16 protein-coding genes and 2 pseudogenes are annotated in these 17,572 nt (G+C 67.7%); 12 read left to right on the forward strand and 6 right to left on the reverse strand.

What is annotated here, in order from left to right; translation table 11 throughout:
• Nucleotides 1-205 precede the first annotated feature (205 nt).
• From OG747_RS50100 to OG747_RS50120, 5 genes and pseudogenes are all read left to right on the forward strand, one after another.
• Nucleotides 206-775 carry a hypothetical protein gene (locus tag OG747_RS50100; RefSeq protein WP_331744001.1) on the forward strand — a complete coding sequence of 190 codons (570 nt, stop codon included), beginning with the start codon at nucleotides 206-208 and terminating at the stop codon, nucleotides 773-775.
• Nucleotides 776-956: 181 nt separating this feature from the next.
• A complete protein-coding gene (locus OG747_RS50105) occupies nucleotides 957-1,466 on the forward strand; it encodes a DinB family protein (RefSeq protein WP_331743998.1) in 510 nt (169 codons plus the stop codon).
• Between the two features lie 86 nt (nucleotides 1,467-1,552).
• Nucleotides 1,553-2,026 (forward strand): annotated as a pseudogene (locus OG747_RS50110) (IS982 family transposase); the annotation flags it as partial.
• 350 nt (nucleotides 2,027-2,376) lie between these two features.
• A complete protein-coding gene (locus OG747_RS50115; protein ID WP_331743995.1) occupies nucleotides 2,377-2,847 on the forward strand; it encodes a hypothetical protein in 471 nt (156 codons plus the stop codon).
• Between the two features lie 190 nt (nucleotides 2,848-3,037).
• On the forward strand, nucleotides 3,038-4,048 hold the full coding sequence (locus tag OG747_RS50120; protein ID WP_331743992.1) for a sigma-70 family RNA polymerase sigma factor: 1,011 nt from the start codon (nucleotides 3,038-3,040) through the stop codon (nucleotides 4,046-4,048).
• A 259-nt stretch (nucleotides 4,049-4,307) separates the two neighbouring features.
• Here OG747_RS50120 and OG747_RS50125 read toward each other — a convergent pair whose 3' ends face one another.
• The 3 genes and pseudogenes from OG747_RS50125 to OG747_RS50135 all read right to left on the reverse strand — a co-directional run.
• On the reverse strand, nucleotides 4,308-4,715 hold the full coding sequence (locus tag OG747_RS50125) for an SgcJ/EcaC family oxidoreductase (RefSeq protein ID WP_331743989.1): 408 nt from the start codon (nucleotides 4,713-4,715) through the stop codon (nucleotides 4,308-4,310).
• Nucleotides 4,716-6,234: 1,519 nt separating this feature from the next.
• Nucleotides 6,235-7,584, reverse strand: coding sequence for an ISL3 family transposase (locus OG747_RS50130; protein ID WP_331743983.1), 1,350 nt, complete (start codon nucleotides 7,582-7,584; stop codon nucleotides 6,235-6,237).
• Between the two features lie 522 nt (nucleotides 7,585-8,106).
• Nucleotides 8,107-8,574: pseudogene (locus OG747_RS50135) on the reverse strand ((2Fe-2S)-binding protein); the annotation flags it as partial.
• A 500-nt stretch (nucleotides 8,575-9,074) separates the two neighbouring features.
• Here OG747_RS50135 and OG747_RS50140 point away from each other — a divergent pair.
• The 4 genes from OG747_RS50140 to OG747_RS50155 all read left to right on the forward strand — a co-directional run bounded on the left by OG747_RS50140 (nucleotide 9,075) and on the right by OG747_RS50155 (nucleotide 12,058).
• On the forward strand, nucleotides 9,075-9,722 hold the full coding sequence (locus OG747_RS50140) for an isochorismatase family cysteine hydrolase (protein WP_331743980.1): 648 nt from the start codon (nucleotides 9,075-9,077) through the stop codon (nucleotides 9,720-9,722).
• A gap of 269 nt (nucleotides 9,723-9,991) precedes the next feature.
• Complete coding sequence (locus OG747_RS50145; protein WP_331743977.1) at nucleotides 9,992-10,750, forward strand: SDR family oxidoreductase; 759 nt, start codon at nucleotides 9,992-9,994, stop codon at nucleotides 10,748-10,750.
• 213 nt (nucleotides 10,751-10,963) lie between these two features.
• Nucleotides 10,964-11,200 carry a hypothetical protein gene (locus OG747_RS50150; RefSeq protein ID WP_331743974.1) on the forward strand — a complete coding sequence of 79 codons (237 nt, stop codon included), beginning with the start codon at nucleotides 10,964-10,966 and terminating at the stop codon, nucleotides 11,198-11,200.
• Nucleotides 11,201-11,260: 60 nt separating this feature from the next.
• Nucleotides 11,261-12,058, forward strand: a complete 798-nt coding sequence (locus OG747_RS50155) for a DUF6461 domain-containing protein (protein WP_331743971.1) — start codon at nucleotides 11,261-11,263, stop codon at nucleotides 12,056-12,058.
• 144 nt (nucleotides 12,059-12,202) lie between these two features.
• Here the strand turns inward: OG747_RS50155 and OG747_RS50160 are convergent, their stop codons facing one another.
• Together OG747_RS50160 and OG747_RS50165 are read right to left on the reverse strand one after the other, a co-directional pair.
• Complete coding sequence (locus OG747_RS50160) at nucleotides 12,203-12,898, reverse strand: Tn3 family transposase (protein WP_331743967.1); 696 nt, start codon at nucleotides 12,896-12,898, stop codon at nucleotides 12,203-12,205.
• A 94-nt stretch (nucleotides 12,899-12,992) separates the two neighbouring features.
• Nucleotides 12,993-13,601 (reverse strand): TetR/AcrR family transcriptional regulator, encoded by a 609-nt coding sequence (locus OG747_RS50165; protein ID WP_331743964.1) that lies wholly within the window; start codon nucleotides 13,599-13,601, stop codon nucleotides 12,993-12,995.
• A 46-nt stretch (nucleotides 13,602-13,647) separates the two neighbouring features.
• On the opposite strand from OG747_RS50165, the gene OG747_RS50170 reads away from it, so the two are divergent.
• Nucleotides 13,648-14,112, forward strand: coding sequence for an SRPBCC family protein (locus tag OG747_RS50170; protein ID WP_331743961.1), 465 nt, complete (start codon nucleotides 13,648-13,650; stop codon nucleotides 14,110-14,112).
• 437 nt (nucleotides 14,113-14,549) lie between these two features.
• Here the strand turns inward: OG747_RS50170 and OG747_RS50175 are convergent, their stop codons facing one another.
• Complete coding sequence (locus OG747_RS50175; RefSeq protein ID WP_331743958.1) at nucleotides 14,550-15,302, reverse strand: dienelactone hydrolase family protein; 753 nt, start codon at nucleotides 15,300-15,302, stop codon at nucleotides 14,550-14,552.
• Between the two features lie 173 nt (nucleotides 15,303-15,475).
• Here OG747_RS50175 and OG747_RS50180 point away from each other — a divergent pair, with 173 nt between their 5' ends.
• Both OG747_RS50180 and OG747_RS50185 read left to right on the forward strand, forming a co-directional pair.
• Nucleotides 15,476-15,718, forward strand: a complete 243-nt coding sequence (locus tag OG747_RS50180) for a Ku protein (protein ID WP_331765399.1) — start codon at nucleotides 15,476-15,478, stop codon at nucleotides 15,716-15,718.
• 658 nt (nucleotides 15,719-16,376) lie between these two features.
• Nucleotides 16,377-17,552, forward strand: coding sequence for a recombinase family protein (locus OG747_RS50185; RefSeq protein WP_331743952.1), 1,176 nt, complete (start codon nucleotides 16,377-16,379; stop codon nucleotides 17,550-17,552).
• Nucleotides 17,553-17,572 lie beyond the last annotated feature (20 nt).

The following is a 17,572-nucleotide window of genomic DNA, read 5'->3' on the forward strand; positions in this document are numbered from 1 at the left end:
GAGACCTTCGACCAAGGCGATACTCGATGCTCTGCCGGACCTCGCGCCCTTTGCTCGCGAGGCCGTTGTGCTCCGCCCAGAGCGAGGAGAGCCGACGGCACGGGACAGCTCGATCGGCGGGCCGCTGCTCTGGCCCGATGACGAACCATGGCCTACGTGCTCGCTACCCGACGAGACGGACCCCACAGGACTACCTGCGACGGCGATGGTGCCGGTCGCCCAGATCTTTGAGCGTGACATGCCAGGACCATGGTGGCCCGCCGGCGCCGATCTCCTGCAGATTCTGTGGTGCCCCAACGAACACTGGGATCCCCCCGCACAGCAGGCCGACGTCAGCCCGGTCGTTGAGGTGCGATGGCGTCGCGCGGCTGACATCGGCCGCACCGTGGCGGCGTCACCCTCTCCTTCACGGCGCTCTGAGGACGGTCATCTGCCACAGCCATGCACGATCATTGGTGAGCCGCTGGCCGATTTCCCCTTTCGTGAGGAACTGCCTCCCGAGTTCCGACCGGCCCTGGAAGAACTGGCGCGAAGGACTGGTGACGGCGGCGACGTGATCACCCGTGTCGGGGGATGGAAGCTTGGCGGGTGGCCGACATGGCATCTGACGCACCCGATGGTCTTCCGATGTGACACGTGCGCCACCGAGATGAGGCTGCTGTTCACCGTGTCCAGCGACGACGTGACTGAGGTCGTCGTAGGGCGTTGGGGCGACCTGCGGATCTTCATCTGTCCCGCCGACCACCGCCATCCCTTCCAGGTGGATCTGCACTGACTAGATGATCGATTCCAAGGGGTAGTTGCGGCTGCGGGTGACCGATGAGCCTTGCTGATTCCTGTGACCGGAGCCCTTCGTGGTGACTGAAAGTCAGGTCCGGTTGACGGGCCTCGTATGGGGACAGCCGACGGGAGTAGATTCTGGCCATGACTGCAGGCGCGAATGAGGAGCACGGCCAGTGACCGGCGACAATCGCATAGGACCGCCCAGTTTTGGAAGCGAACGCGACATGCTGCGGGCTTTTCTCGACTACCACCGTGCGACCCTCGCCATGAAGTGCGAAGGGCTTACCGACGAGGAGCTGCGGCAGCAGTCGATGCCGCCGTCCACGCTTTCGCTGCTCGGTCTGGTGCGGCACATGGCGGAGGTGGAGCGTGCTTGGTTCCGTCGAGTGTTCGAGGACAACGACGCTCCCATGGTCTGGTCCGATAAGATCGACTTCCAGGCGGCCTACGACGCGAGCGCGTCGACCAGGGATGAGGCGTTCGTAGCCTGGGAGGCCGAGGTGGAGAACTCCCGCCGTATCGAGCGGGAGGCCGAGTCCCTGGACCAGGCCGGGTATCAGCCAAGATGGAGCGAGGAGGTATCGCTGCGGATGGTGATGGTGCACGTGCTCCTGGAGTACGGCCGCCACAACGGGCACGCGGACTTTCTGCGTGAGGGTGTCGACGGGACAGTGGGCGCCTGAGTCCGCAGGAGCCACCGGTCTCCCATTGCTGATCCATTCCGGAGAATCGCCCGCGCGGCTGGAAGGAGGGGGTCCAACGTCAGTGTGTGAAGACAGAGTTGGACTCCCTCACCATCGCGCTCTATGTGAAGACCGACGATCTGCTGAAGGATTCGCCGCAATGGGCCCCGTGGCGGCCGGCCGGGGGCATCGCGCCGCGGCTCAGCGACGCGGAGCAGATGACGCTGGCGATGATGCAGGTCATGTTGGGCTTCACCTCCAAGGCCCGGTGGTTGCGGCACGCCCGCGCGCACCTGCGGCATCTTTTTCCCTGCCTGCCCCAGCAGCCCGGCTACAACAAGCGATTGCGCAAGGCGGCTGATCTGATCCGGCGCCTCACCCGCACACTGGCCCGCGACACCACGCTGTGGACCGACGATGTATGGGCGGTGGACTCCACGCCGGTCGAGTGCGGCCGTTCCCGCGAGACCGTCAAACGCTCCGACCTGGCCGGATGGGCCCAGTACGGGTACTGCGCCAGCCACTCACGCTACTTCTGGGGACTGCGGCTGCACCTGATCCCCGCGTAACAGGGCGGTTCGTAATTCTTTGAGTGGTCCTGTCGTCGCCTGATGGTGTGGGGTGCGGGCGGAATCTGCCGGCCTGCGGTCGCTGATCCGGTGGTGTGACGAGGTGAGCGAACGCGCGCCGTACCCGAGCGACTTGTCGGACGAGCAATGGTCGTTGATCGAGCCAGTGATCAACGCGTGGCGGACAGCATCACCATGTCTGCCTACATCGAGGACGGAGTATTGTTCAACAACGTCGTGGTCGAGAACAGCCCGGATCGGCAGACGACATGCTGAGGGTCGAAGAGCTGGAGGCCGTGCTTCCGTCGATGACACGGTGGCGTGTTCCTGGGGGGCGTAGCGTGGACTGGGCTGCCCTTGAGGCGGGCCTCGGGACGGCGCTGCCCTCGGACTTCCGCTCTCTGGCGGAGGCGTATCCGATCCTGGTCGTCGACAACTTCCTGAGCGTGTCCGTTCCCCGGCCCGGCACCGAGGCGCTGTGGGCGTCCGAGGCCAGGAAGGACGAGATCCTTCAGGATCTGTACGAGATGGGGGACACTGAGGGTTACGTTCCCTTCCCGCAGCCGGGAGGCCTGATCTCCTGGGCGGAGTCCAATTGGGGGGATAGCTTCTACTGGAGGACGAGCCCCGCGGACCCGGACGCATGGCCGGTGGTCGTCCGCGGAGACAACGGCGACTGGTCGGAGTTCCCGGTCGGTGCCGTCGAGTTCCTGGCCGGCGTGTACGGGCGCACCATCGACGTGCCGGGTATGCCCGAGGACTTCCCCAGCGACTACCCGCAGGTGCTGGGCCTGGACGACCGCATCGACTGATCGGCAACTGATCCGCAGGCACATGTGAACAGCGACCAGCCCGCTGAGGGGCCGCGACGTCTGCCAAGCCCTCGACCACGAACTGTTGCCGAAGAACAACGAAGGCACCCGCGCCACCGGGTCGTACCCCCGCGCCCCTTCCGCAGTAGCACCTTGGCGGAGGTCGGGGTACGCCTATGGTCCTTGCGATATGGTCGCTGCAGCTGTGGCACCGGAGAGGCAGGGGACGATGGCGCCCGTCGCAGAGGATTTCGACCAGCGGATCAACGAGTACCGGTCGGAGCTTCTGGCGCACTGCTATCGGATGCTGGGATCGGTCCACGATGCCGAGGACCTGGTCCAGGACACCTACCTGCGGGCGTGGCGGGCCCGGGACCAGTACGACCAGGATCGGGCGTCTGTCCGCACCTGGCTGTACCGCATCGCGACGAACGCCTGCCTGACCGCGCTCGAGGGCCGGGGCCGGCGTCCCCTGCCGTCGGGCCTGGTGGCCCCGAGCGAGGACCCGTCCCTGCCGCTGGTGCGCGGTGAGGTGACCTGGCTGCAGCCCCTGCCGGACGCGCTGCTCGGGGCGGACCCGGGGAAGGGCGCGGTGGACCGTGGCTCGCTCCGGCTGGCGTTCGTCGCGGCGGTCCAGCACCTTTCGGCTCGTCAGCGGGCCACGCTGATCCTGCGCGATGTCCTGGACTTCTCCGCAGCGGAGTCGGCCGAGATCCTCGGCATGTCGACGCCGGCGGTCAACAGCGCCCTGCAGCGCGCCCGGGGGCAACTGCGCGAGGCCGGAGTCCCCGAGGACCAGGTCGCCGAACCGTCCGAGCAGGAGGTGCGCGCACGGATCGACCGGTTCGTCGAGGCCTTCGAGCGCGCCGACGTGGCCGCGATCAAGCAACTGCTGACCCACGACGTGCTGCTGGAGATGCCGCCGATGGTCAACTGGTTCATCGGCCGCGAGCACTACGGTACGTTCATGGACTGGGTCTTCTCGATGTGCAAGGACTGGCGGATGGTGCGGACCGCAGCCAACGGCCAGCCCGCGCTGGCGGCCTACTGGCGGGTCGAGGGCGGTGGCTACCACCTGCACACCCTGCAGGTGCTCAGCATCACCGCGGCCGGGATCAGCCGCAACACGGTGTTCCAGGACGCCGAGGTATTCGCTGCCTTCGGGCTTGCGGAGGAGTTGGCCGGAGCACACTCGGAGTAGCCGCCCCGCGCCCAGTGCCGTGACGGTTCCGGTGGGCGGCGCTCGCTGCCCCGGGACCCGTGCTCGGCTGGCCGGCGAGGTCCCCGATTGCCCCCCGAGGTCCGTGGTCGGCGGAGAGGCTGGCGATGCATGAGGCGCCTACTGGGCCTGGCGGCTGCGCCTGCCGAATACCTCATCCACGCTGGTTGGAGACTGCGCCCCGTCCTGGTTGACCGGACGGGGCGCAGTCCGCTCAGCGCGAACCCGTGGGGGTCATGCGTCAGCTCGGCACAACGGCCGGACTGTTGTGGTAGGCCACGAGCAGCCAGGCGCCGTCACGCTTCTCCAGCACCCAGGTCGCGTACACGATGCGCTCGGCGGGGACCTCGGACTCGCCCGGGAACTTGATGCCGGTCTCGCTCACCACGACCGCGGCCGTCTCGCCCAGGAAACGGATACTGTCCAGCTTGTCGATGCTCGTGCTGCCCTTGAGGAAGGACGCGAAGCCTGCGGCCATGTTCTCGCGGACGTCCTCCTTGGACCTGCGGTAGGAGCCGGGCAGGATCGCGGTGGCGTCGTCCCTGTAGTCCGCGACGAAGGCGTCGGCGTCGCCGGCGTCCCAGGCCTTGTAGATGCCTTCCAGGACGCCCTTGATTGCGGCCTCGTCGTGCGATCGGGTCACGGTCATAGTTCTCTCCTCGTGGCTTGGATTCCTCATGGCCTGTGACAGGCCCACCAGTACATACCGGTGGGGGCCCCGGAACTCATCGCACCGGGCTGAAGTACTTTGGATGCGGTTCGTTTCGAGTGGAGCTCGTGATCAAGCAGTGAGGGCGTAGTTCTGCTGGTCGGGGGTGGGGAGGATGAGCTTGCTCATCTACCCGACGCGGGCTACATGCGTGGTCGCCGCCTCCGCCGGCCCGCGTGCAGCGTCTTCATGGCCTCCGCGAAGGTGACGGCACTCCAGAGGGAACCAACCCCGTACAGCACTGCCGAAGTACTCCCATTCTGGCCTGCTAGCACGAAGGCAGAGGCAATCCCCGCGAACCGCAGTAGGAGCACCGCGCAGAAGAAAGGTGCCAGAGCTACAGCGATGATCTCCGTACCCGAAACGCCGCGCCGGGCCAGTCGGGCAAGGTGGAGCAGGATGCCCCGGCCAGCAGCCTCGAAGAGGAGTGCGGCCCCGAAGAGCCACCAGAAAACCTGCATGCGCGCCCCCACTGTCCGCTGACTCCAATCGTCTGACCTCGGCAGTGAACAGACCTGAGTACGGGTACTCAGCTCGAAGCGCAGAACATTCCAGTGCAGCACTGCTTGTCTCTGCCTTGAGGGCGAAGCGGGGCGTCTGATGGGTTCACTGTTGGAGGAGTTGGAAGCCGAGCTCGCTGAGGTGTCCGGGAGGCTGGAGCCGGCCCGGACGGGGCTGGAGCGGTGACCCACCCTCCGAGCTCCAGGCCCTGATCGACGCGGTCACCACCGGACACGGCATTGATCTCTACTGCCGGATTTGACGAACTACCGGTAGGCCCCGGAGCACGGCGGCGAACCCGCTGGGCTCGCGGCCGTCACACTCCACGACCCGCTCGCGGCGGCGGCGCGGTGCCCGGGCCTCCCTCTCTGCCAGCCTTGGGTGAGACGCCCCGTTTCTACAGATCGCCCTCTCGAAGACCGAGAAAGAGCGACTCCTTCTCATCACCCCCGAGCTTGCCGATGTTCTCAGCGTTCTGATCACCCGAATTCGGCAGCCCAATGGAAGCATTCCATCCATTCCGACCTACGACATGTACGAGAATGTATGGAATCCACCCATGCCGGTCCTATATCAATGGTCCGTTAGTGGTGAACACCGCGCCATGGCCCCAAACTTCATCCGGAGGGCGCTGAATGACACACTAAAGGATTCGGGCATCCTCAGAAACGATGGGAGCCCTCTACAGTTTCAACCCCATGACTTCCGCAGGATGTTCATCACCGATGCCATTCTCGGCGGCCTGCCTCCGCACATCGCCCAGGTGATTGCTGGCCACGACACCACCCCCCGGATCATGCCCACTACAGGGGGGAACAGTCATGCCGGACCGGAGGCCGGGAGCCCCATTGCGGGGCCACGAAAACGGTAACGGGGGACCCAGCTCGGCGCGCTCGGCCACCGGCAAGCCGTCAGCTGAAGGCCATGGTGAGTGACGCAGAAATGGGGGTCTTCGAATTTAGTGGGGGTGCGCCTCCCGTCGGCTCCGCCGAGTGGTTGCACAGCGTGAGCGCAGGCGTTGGTTCTCTCGGTTCCTGAAGCCGAAGGCGTTGCGCGCTTCGAGCTTGATGAGGCGGTTGTTGCCTTCGGAGGCGGCGTTGGTGATCCCGGTGGTCAGGTAGGTCTCGATGCCGTCCCACCACTGCTCGACGGTCTCGGCAAGGGTGACGAGTTCGGGCAGGTGGGCGTGGTCGGCGACGTGGGAGAGGAAGCGGTGGCGGGCGGCGGAGATCGCGGAGCGGTCGGGGGCGTGGTGGGTGCGGCTGACGGCCAGGTGGAGGAGGTCGCGCAGCAGTTCCTTGGCCTGCCAGGCCGCGTAGATCTGCCGGCCGTAGGTGCCCATGTGGTCCAACTCGGCCTTGAGTAGAGCGAGTTGGTCCTCGCTGAGGTCCTCTTTGTTGCGGCGCAGGAGTTTGCGGACGGTGTAGATGCCGTCGCCCTTGCGGGCTCGGCGGCCGTGTTGCTTCCAGGTGAGGCGTCGGCGCAGGTCGGCGAGGTGGCGCTGGGCGAGTTGCACGATGTGGAAGCAGTCCACGACCACGGTCGCGTGCGGCAGGGCACGCTGGACGGCGGCGCGGAAGGTGGAGCACAGGTCGATGGCGACGTAGCGGACCTGCTCGCGCCAGGTCGCGGGCTGGGAGGTGAGCCAGTCAGCGACCGACGCCGCGTTGCGGCCCTCGACCTGGCCGAACAGGCCGCGTCCGCCGATCGCGTCGACGAAGCCGATGTGCCAGGCGTCCGCGAGGAGTTCCCACTTCCCGCTGGCCGGGTTCTGCTTCCACGCCGGCTTGCCCCGCCGGGTCTCGTCGATCCCGATCGCCGAGGTCGCGGGCGGGGTCTCGGGCAGGGCTTTCGCAGCGTAGTTCTCGAAGCAGTGCTGCACGATCGGCCAGCTCAGGTGCAGGTCGCGGCCGGCCTGCACGACGGTGCGAGAGCCGTCGCAGACCGCGGCCCCCGCCGCCCGGCGCAGGGTTGTGGTGGTGCGCATCCCGGCGGGGACCGCGCGGATCGCCTCGGTGAACGAGCCGCGTGGGCAGGCGGGTTCGGTGCAGCGCCAGCGCGCTTTGCGCCACCGGATACTCACCGGGCGCCCACCACAGGGCAGGTGCCTGGGTCGGGTGGTGCGGTAATCCTTCAGCCGGGTGGCGAAGACCCCGCACGAGGGGCAGGCCCGGGCGGGGTCCTCGGCCGTGACGACGTACACCGTCGAACCACCCGATCCATCGTCCTTGACCTTGATCACACTCACCCCCTCCAGCCCCAGAAGTCGCGTGGCCGCCTCGTTGGTCCCGGTATCGTCGATGTTCAAGCCCGTGGGGTTTCATGATCGGTTGCGTAGAGAACAACCATGATCACGAAGACCCGCGGGCTCCTTGCGCCCGGGGTACCGCCACCCCAACTACCTCACGCAGAGTGACCGGCGAGCCCGCCCGTCACCGCCGCACCCCCATCAAGTTCGAAGACCCGACAAACCGGCAGTGTGATCGGAATCGCACTAGGCGGCACGATCATGTCGATCATGTACCGACGTGCGATCGAACCTTCGCTGGAGGGTGCACCCGGTCCGGTGCAGGATCAGGCGCGAGTTTCCGCCGAACAGGCCCGCCACGTCGCCACCGCTATCCACCGGCCCTCTCTTGCTCAGGCTGCTGATAATGCGTTTATCCATGCTATGCACGTCGGCGCGAGCTGGATCGCGGTCATCGCACTCCTCGGAGCAGCTGTGCTGCTGATTACCTTGCCTGCTGTCGGAAAGAAGAAGGGTCCGATACCGGAGCCGGACTACGAAGAGGCCCGCAGCTCCGAGTGTCAGACACCTTGGAGTTCTTCTTAGTTCGGAGAAGGCGCCGCAGCGACAGATGTTCCCGCTCATGTACTCGCGGATCTCCTCGGGCGTGCCGGCTCTGCCCTCGGACATCAGGGCCAGTGCCGACATGATCTGTCCCGGCGTGCAATAGCCGCACTGGAAACCGTCGTGCTTCAGGAACGACTCCTGCACGGGGTGCAGGTTGCTCTCATCGCCGACGCCCTCGATGGTCGTCACCTCTCGCCCGTCGCACTGGGCGGCGAGTGTCAGACACGAGAGGATGCGTTTGCCGTCCACGTGGACCGTGCAGGCCCCGCAGGTGCCCTGGTCGCAGCCCTTCTTCGTTCCGGTCAGACCCAGCCGGTCGCGGAGGGCGTCGAGCAGGGTGACGCGCGCATCCGTGCGCAGGGGATACTCCCCGCCATTGACGCGCAGGGTGAACTCCGTTTGGGAAACGGCTCGTACTGCGCCTGGCTTCGGCTGCGATGTCATGGCATCCCCGGTTTCCGGCGCGCCCCGATATCTGCCCCATGGGCAACCGCACGCGTAACGACAACCGAGTGCGACCACCACTTCCGCAGGACACACGATCAGTGGGCCGGCGTCCTACCAGCGCGGACCACCGTAGGCAGTGACCACCCAACGCGGTCCACGCTGCGCGTCCCCGCGCAGCACCGCATCCAGGCCCGTCCCGGCAGGCCACGACCTCCGACTCCGGGCCACAGACGAGTCACGGGCAGGAGCGAGCGGGCATCCGGACCGGACGACGCGCACCGCTGGACGATCACGCGGGAACGGCTTTCCGTCCACCGACCGGTCCAGCTCACCTGGCCGGGTACCACCCGGCGCGGATGCTGCTCGGCCGGACGAGTGACAGACTGAAGCTCGAGTTGGCGGTCTGCGTCAGAGGACCTGGGGCCTGTCCTGGCCATCCACTCTGTCTTGCATCCCAGCAGCGATCGATCCGTTCGCTGACCAGATGGGAACTGTTCATGACTTCTGAAGCGCCGTACCCCCCGGACCAAACCGCTCTTCTGATCGTCGACCCGTACAACGACTTCCTTTCCGAAGGCGGCAAACTTTGGCCCCGAGCAAAGGAAGTGGCGGAAGGCGTCGGCCTGCTCGACCACATGCGCACCATGCTCGCCACGGCCCGCAGCCGGGGCTTTCGCGTCTTCATCGTGCCCCACCACCAGACGACGCCGAACGACTACATCACGTGGGACCACCCGTCCCCGACCCAACAGCGCATCGTGACCCAGCAGACCTTTGCCGAGGGCAGCTGGGGAGCCGAGTGGCACCCCGACTTCCACCCCCGCGAGGACGAGCTCGTCATGCGCCAGCACTGGGCCTCGAGCGGCTTCGCGAACACAGACCTCGACTTCATGCTCAAGCAGCACCACATCCGGAAGATCCTGCTGATCGGTATGCGGGCCAACACCTGTGTGGACACAACCGCACGCTTCGGTCAGGAGCTGGGCTACCACGTGACCCTCATCCGCGACGCCATCGCCTCCTTCAGCTGGGAGGAGATGACAGCGACATTCGAGCTCAACGCGCCCCTGTACGCCCACGCCATCCTCACAACAGATGAGTTCGTCGACATCGTGAACGGCGGGGCCGGCAAGGGCTCCCCGTAGTGCCAAATCCCCGGCATCCGGGTCTGGCCGGCCGGGCGCTGGGCTGGTCGGCCTCAGCGGCTCGCGCCTACGGCTCCTGCGCATCCCCGGCGCGCAGGAGCGCAGCGCGAACGTCTCAACCGCGAGGCGCGGGGCCGCCATTGGTGTGGAGGGGTGAGCGCCGGGGCGGGAGCACAACAGGAGAACGAGGGCCCAAAAGAAGTGGAGGCGATCATACGGGGCGAGCGGAGGGGCGTACGGAAGCCGTGTTCTGAGGGTGGTGACCCCCTGTGAATGGGACCGATGGAGGAGCCGGTGGAGCGCGCGGCGGCCTGGCCGGGCAGACGGTCGTGGTGGTGGGAGGCAGCGCGGGCATCGGTCTGGAGACCGCGCGACAGGTGCGTGCGGCCGACGGCGAGCTGGTGCTCGTGGCGCGCGACGCCGAACGCCTGAAGCGGGCGGCGGACGAACTGAACCCGCTGAGCACGGCCGCGTTCGACGCCCAGGACACCGACCGCCTGGAGCGCTTTCTCGGAGAGCTGCCCGGGCAGGTCGACCATGTGATGGTCACGGCGGGCAGCCCGTCGTACACCCCCATCGCCGAACTCGACCTGACCGAGGCCGGGCATGACTTCGGCTGGCGTATCGCGATGATGCTGGCGGTGGCGCGGGCGAGCCGGGAGAAGGTCAGGGCCGGGGGAACGCTGCTGTTCATCGGCGGCACCGGCGGCCGGCGGCCCGCGGCCGGGATGGCCGTGATGGGCGCCCTCACCGCGGCGCTGCCGGCGCTGACCGCCAACCTGGCACTGGAGGTCGCCCCTGTCAGGGTCAACCTCATCGCGGCCGGGTTCGTGGACACACCGCTGTCGGCGTCCCTCCTCGGTGACCAACTGGAGGCACGACGCGAGGAGTTGAGGAAGACGCTGCCCATTGGCCGAGTGGTCGGACCGGCGGATGTTGCCGCCCTCGCGCTGCACATCATGACCAACGGCGCCCTCACTGGCGCCACGTACGACATCGACGGCGGCCAGCAGCTCGTCGCACACTGACCGCCCACTGCCCTCGGCCCAGGCCGCAGCCGGCCGTCGAGCGCGCGGGCTCCCGCAGGCAGCACCGGCTTCGTCCGGCGCCTTTCGTGATCAGCCGCCGGCGAAGTGGGCGAGCGTCCACATGCGGTCTGATCGAACGCGCGTCTACGCTGGAACACGGCACAGGTCTCCTACCGGCGGGCGGAGGAGATCTTCGAGGAGAACACCCGTCTGTTGGCAAACCCGCTCGCCTCACCCGAGGACATCGAGGACCTGGACGGCTGGACCTTGCACCGGCTCCGGCACAGCGCGCTGACTCACGACGCCGAGGCAGGCACCTCCACCCCGATGCTTCCGGCCCGCTCCCGCCATGCTTCCGTCCGTTCCCTGGAGCGGTACGCACGACCAGGTGTTGACGCGGTCGCCCGGCACGTTGCCGAGCGCGACCCGGCTGCACGCCGACGCGGGTGAGCGGGAGGCGGAGCGGCGCGGGGTCAAAGGGGTGTCAGTGGTGGCGGCAGACTGTGGGGCATGACTTTGGTGACCGCACAGGATTACGCCTGGATACGTTCCTCCCCGGTGTTCCGCAACGCGATAGAGGGCGGATACGGCCTGACCCTGGTACGGGGCGTCGCCCCCAGCGACGTACTGCGTGTGATGGGGGCGGAGCCGCAGGGCACGTGCGCGGGCGTGGACGCGCTGATCGAGCGGTATATGGACCAGTGTGATGCGACGGACTACTGGGACGACTCCTTCATCGCAGGCACCTTCACCGTGCCGGGCACGGACGGCGATTGGACGCTCGTCCTGCAGTTTGACGGCGGCGTGGGGATGCGGCCGCGCTTCCTGGAGGCCCTGTCGGCGGCCGGGCGATCCGTGACGCATTCCAGCAACGGGGGCGCGCCCATCGACCTGTTCCACTGGTACGAGGCCGGTGAGCTTCGGACCAGCTTTGAGTGGCCCATCGACAGGTACGGCAGCACCCCAGACGAGCTGGTCCCCTTGATGCGTGAGATCGGTTTCGACCTGACCGAGGACGGCACCGGCCCGAGCACCGACACCAAGGCGGCGGTCCTCGCCCTCGCCGAGCGGCTGACCGGTGTACGGCTCACGGAGGAGCTGCTCAAGGACGCCGAGTACCACTTCGGGCATGTGCCGGAGGAGCCCGCCGAGGAGTGGACCAAGTTCGTCATCGACATCACCGACGCTCACGGGGAACGGTTCTACAAGGAAGTTACCCGTGAGGAGGTCGAGGCCGCTTCGGCACGTGCCCGGGCCGAAGCGGAGGCGCCGATCGTCATCCTCGGGCCCTCGTCGCCCGCTCCCTGACTCTCACGCCGGCCAAGGCCGGAGCGCAACCGCGGCCCTATGACCCTGCTTCGAGCCCTGGATGGAGGCCGTTCCGCACGATGGTCATCTCGTGCGAAACGGCACCGTCGTCCACGGCGCTGATGAACCCCTAGACCGCTCCCGTCACGGCAGGGCAGCGGCCGGTGCGCCCTCGGGAGTACGCGGGCCGGGCACGATGGCTGACCGGACGGTCAGGTCCAGGTCGAGGCGCCTGTTCATGTCGAGCTCGAACCGGCCGTAGGGGTTCACGTGGGTCCAGAACAGCGGGGACAGCGCCCGCCGGTCCGCGTCGGTGAGGGTGTCGGCCCACTTCGGATCGGCGAGGATCTGCTGCATCAGCAGCGTGTTGACGTGGACCAGGGCGGACTGGAGCAGGTGGAGGGCGAGCATGGACACCTCCTGGGACTCCTTGTCCTGCCCGGCCAGGTCGCCGTCCTTGCCGTAGAAGAGGTCTTTGTTCGCGCTGTTCCAGTTCTCCACCACCTGGAGGCCCTCGCGGATCTCCTGCCGCAGCTCGACGTCGGCGAGGTAGTCGCAAACGAACGAGGTACGCACCGCCCGGCCCAGCTCCTCGATCGCCTGGTAGGTGGGGTGCTTCGGGCCGCCGCGGGTAAAGCGGCGCAGGACCTGCTCGGCCTCGGCGGTACCCAGGCGCAGGGCTGTGGTGTACTTCACGATCTGGTCATACTGCTGGCCGATCAGGTCCCAGCTGATCGTCCTGGCGGACAACACCGGCGCGAGGTGGGGCCACTGGTCGTCCTCCCCGGCGGCCGGCCGATATGGCTTCGCGGAGCCGATGTTCTTCAGCCTCGGCATCATGCGAAGCAGGTCGAGGCGTACGTCCGCCTCGGCGACCGTTGTTCGAACGGTGGTCGTCGTCCGGCCCAGCCGCTTGCCCTGATCGGCGACTCCGTCACTTCAAGCCGTAGTACAGCCCGAGGAAGTCCTCCATCGCCGCGTTGACGCCGTCGCGGTCACCGGTGGCGAGCAGGTCGAGCAGCAGACCGCGGACGGTGGCGAGTCCCAGCCTGGCGCGGTTCCGGGCCACGGCAGGGTCCGCCCCTGCGGCGACCTCGGCGGCCACGAGCGGCTCCAGCCAGTCGTTCACGAGCCCTTCGAGGACCGGGGCAGCCTCGGGACGGCCCCGCAGCGCGTGCCCGTAGATTTCGAAGAAGAGCCGCTCCTGGCCGGCCAGTCGAGGGTCCGTCAGCTGCTGCCAGAGGAGCCGCGCGGCATCGGCGGGTGAGAGACCGGGTTCCAGGCTGAGCCGGGACAGCAGATCACGCTGGCGCTGCTCCGACGTCCGGACGATCTCGACGAGCAGGTGTTCCTTGGAGCCGAAATAGTGGATCAGCATGCGGTGACTGACGCCGATCGCGGCGCCCAGGCCGCGCAGGCTCAGGTCCGTGATGCCGTGTGCCGCGACGTAGTCGACGGCCGCGTTCACCAGTTGAGCACGCCGGTCCCCGTCCGTGCCGGGCGCTGCCCGGCCCTCAGGATGTGAGCCGTCCGTATTCACCACGTCATGAGTGTACCAATTGGTACATGCCCTATGTACCGTGTGGTACATGAAGTCTGTCACCGTGTCGATCGACGTACCGCAGACGCCCGAGCAGGTCTACGACTTCCTCGATGTCATGGCACACCACGAGCGATTCACCAACCACTACCTGACCGACTGGCGCTACAGCGGCCCCGGCCGCGGCATCGGATCGTGCGCCACGGTCACAGTCGCGCTGGGCGGCACGAAGACCGACGTCACCATCGAGGTCGTCGAGGCCGACCCACCGCGGCGCGTCGTCGAACGGAACGTCAGCGCGGCCGGCCGACGCGTGGCCCACGGCACCTACACCATCGAACCGCTGCGGACCGCCGGGAGTCACGTGTCGTTCACGTATGTCTGGGCGCGCGCCCCGCTCGCCGACCGCCTGCTGGCACCCGTCGTCCGGGCCACGATGCGGCGCGCCAACCACACGGTCATGCGACGCCTGGCCACCGAGTTGGCTCGCCACGTCTCCGCTGCCGGATCCTGACGTTGGTACATGTCGGCCGTTCGGTGTCAGGCTCGCACACATGCGCACGCCACCAGCAGCGCCACCTCAGACCCCGAACGGAATCAGGCCGCTGGGAATCGGGGCCTCCCACCTGGCCTGCACCGGCTCACTGGTCATGCCGACGCGCCTGACTGGAGCAACCCGGCTCCGGTTCTTTGCGCAACTCGACGTCCGGCGGAAACGCCACAAGTCTCCCGTCTTCCTAGGGATACCCCCAGTCGACCGGATCGCCGGCCGCACCGGCTGAACAGATCACTCCGTCCTGAACTGCTGCAACTACGAACGGCCAAAAGCCCGGCCGGCGGACAGTCTCCGCCGGCCGGGCTAATCCCATGGCGTGGCTCCCGCAGACGTCCTGTTAGCCCATTCTGCGGCATTGGCCACTCCCACGAGGGGGACGAACAGCAGGTTGCTTCTTACAGAGCCGTCTGTTTCAGGGTGCGGCCGAGGAGGGGGAGCAGGCGGTCCCAATGGCGCTGTAGTGCGGCGGGGTTGAAGGCGTCGGTGTCGGACATGGTGAAGCCGTGGATGGTGCCGGGGTAGATCTCGGAGGTGTAGTCGACACCCGCGGCGTCCAGGGCCTGGTTGAGCTCGCCGAGGGCCTCGGGCGTCATGTCGGTTTCGGCGTGGCCGAGGTGGACCTGGGCGGTGAGCTTGGAGAGGAGGCGGTGCAGGCTGTCGGGGCCGTCGGCGCCCACGGGGCCGTGGAATCCGGCGACGGCGGCCACCTGGCCGGGGTGGGCCGCGGCGGTCCGCATCGCCAGGAGGCCGCCTATGCAGTAGCCGGTCACCGCGACCGGTCCGGCGCCGACCTCGGGCTGGGTGGTGAGGAACCTGAGGTAGGCGTCTGCGTCGCTGAGGACACGTTCGGCGGTGTGCGCCTCGATCAAGGGCATCAGCTGGGCGATGACCGCGGGCCGGACCTCTTCTCCGATGTGCTCGGGAAGTTCGATCAGCGGTGCCGGGCCGTGCCGGTAGAAGAGGTTGGGGACGAGCACGTAGTACCCGTGCCCGGCCAGTTCGCAGGCCATCTCCCGCAGCACGGGCCGGATGCCGAAGCCATCCGCGTACATCAGCACCCCCGGGTGCCGCTCGCCACGGTCGGGGAAAGCGGCGAAAGCGTCGGCATGGCCGTCCGCGGTGGGAATCTGCAACGTCTTGGTGGGCATGAATTCTCCTGTCGTGGTTGGTGTGTCGAGCCTGTGATCAACACGACAGGAGGTGGAGCCCGCGCAGCAGCGCAAGATCCTCGATCCAACAGCGGGCCCGCACCGGCCCGTACGGCCCTCAGAAGAGCACCGGGTCACCAATCCGTGTGTGGCGCAACGCCGTCCCGGTAGTCATGGCCGCACAGCGTAGCCCACCGGCCAAAAAGCCGACGGTACTTCGAAACACTCCCTGGTTCGGAGAAGTCTCGTACGGGGAGATGGGCCGGGGGTACGAGATGCCGGACGGCAGGGTCATCCCGGTCTCGGACGAAGAGCTGCGGGCCCTGCCGCTGCCACGGCGCGCGATCGAGCTGATCGCGTTCATCCCAGCCGCCGACGTCGACGCGATCCGCATCAGCCCTGGCTATTACCGGTAGTTCGTTCCGGCAGTAGAGATCAATGCCGTGTCCGTGGTGACCGCGTCGATCAGGGCCTGGAGCTCGGAGGGCGGGTCCTTGTCCGTCCAGGCTCGCCACCACCGGTTGAGGGTGACGGCGTGGGTGAGCCAGAAACGGATGGCCCGTAAGGCCTTGGGCCAGCAAGGCAGTTGGGGCTGGTGGGGTATGGCTGGGCCCCCTCTCTGGCCCCCCGTTGGGGCACGGGTCCGGCGTGGTGGCATCCAGGGGTCCGGGTGGGGCGAACCACTGGTCCCAGCAGAAGGAGAAGGCGCAGTTGACCAGGGTCTGGTGGCGGCGGACGGCGCGGTCGGAGCGGACTTGGAAGTCGGCCCGGCCGAGTTCGTCCTTGACCTGCTTGTAGCTCTGCTCGATCCACGGCCGCAAGCCGTAGAGGCGGACGATCTCGGCGAGGTCGGCCAGCGGGTGCGGGCCGGTGGCGGCGTGGGGTGCGTCGGGGTGGGGCAGGTTGGTGGCCAGGTACCAGGTGGCCTTCTCCGGCAGACCGGCCGGGTCGGTGGTGGCCACGGCCAGGCGGCAGGGTGAGTGGGGGCCGTATCCGCCCAGGCGGGCATCAGCGGCCCACCAGGTCTCGGTGTGTCCGTCGCGGAGGTCACTCCGTGCTCATACCATCGGTCCCATGCGACGACCCAGGCCCCACGAGCCGACCATAACCCCAGGTGAGCCAGCGGCTCTCTACTGCCGGATATCCCAGGCGGACGACGACGACCAGACCGGCGTCGATAGGCAGGAACGTATCTGCCGGGAGATCGCAGAACGCCGGGGCCTCACCATCGACCCTGCCCACGTCTTCGTCGACAACAGCCGCTCGGCCTGGAGCCGGGGCCGCAAGCGGCCGGGCTGGGACCAACTCCTCGAACGCGCCCAGCGGCGCGAGTTCCGGCACGTCATCGCCTACCACCCCGACCGGCTGATGCGGCAGCCCAGGGACCTGGAGGAGCTGCTCCAGGTCTCGGACGAGCACCAGATCATGCTGCACGGCGAGGCGAACCGCCGGAATCTGTCGGACCCCGACGACCGGTTCATCCTGCGGATCGAGGTAGCCCACGACTGTCGCTCGTCCGACGACACCTCGCGACAGCTGAAATCGGCGCTGAAGGAGCGCGCTGAGACCGGCCTCCCCCACTCGGGCAAGCGCCGCTTCGGATACGAGGCCGACGGCATGACTGTCAGGGAGGACGAGGCCGAGATCGTCCGCGAGGTCTTCGACCGCTACCTCAAGGGGCAGAGCCCAAGCGCGATCGCGCTGATCCTCCACAAGCGTGGCATCAAGACCGTGTACGGCAAGGAGTGGACGCAGGGCACGGTCCGCGCCCTCCTCGACTCCCGCCACGTCGCCGGCATCCGCATGCACCAGGGCGAGGAGGTCGGCCAGGGCAAGTGGCCCGCGATCATCGACCAGGGGATGTGGGAGGAGACGCGAGCCCGGCGCGAGTACCGGTCCGCCGTCCACGAGACCAACCTGGAGCTGCGGCGCTTCTACCTGCTGCGCGCCGCCCCAGCTCAGCTCCGCCATCCGGCAGCGCTCCACCACAACCTTCGGCGCCTTTCTGGCCGACGCCAGGCGGTGGACCACCGCTTGCTCGCCCTCGTCACGGCCCGGCCGCGCCCTCAGCACCACTACCCAGCACCCGCCCCCGAGCACCCGCAACTGCCCCGCTACCAGCAGCTATACCCACCGAAAGCGGAATCCAGCACTAGGGGGTGTCCGATGGGTGGGCCCTCGCGCCGTCGCCTACAGGTTCCATCACGGTCTCCTCGTCGTCGGACAACCAACCGGCGGCTCATTCCCTGACCGGCGGGCAGAACTTCTAG

The sequence above is a fragment of the Streptomyces sp. NBC_01384 genome, from assembly GCF_045040035.1.
In the GTDB taxonomy this organism is placed as follows: Bacteria; Actinomycetota; Actinomycetes; order Streptomycetales; family Streptomycetaceae; genus Streptomyces.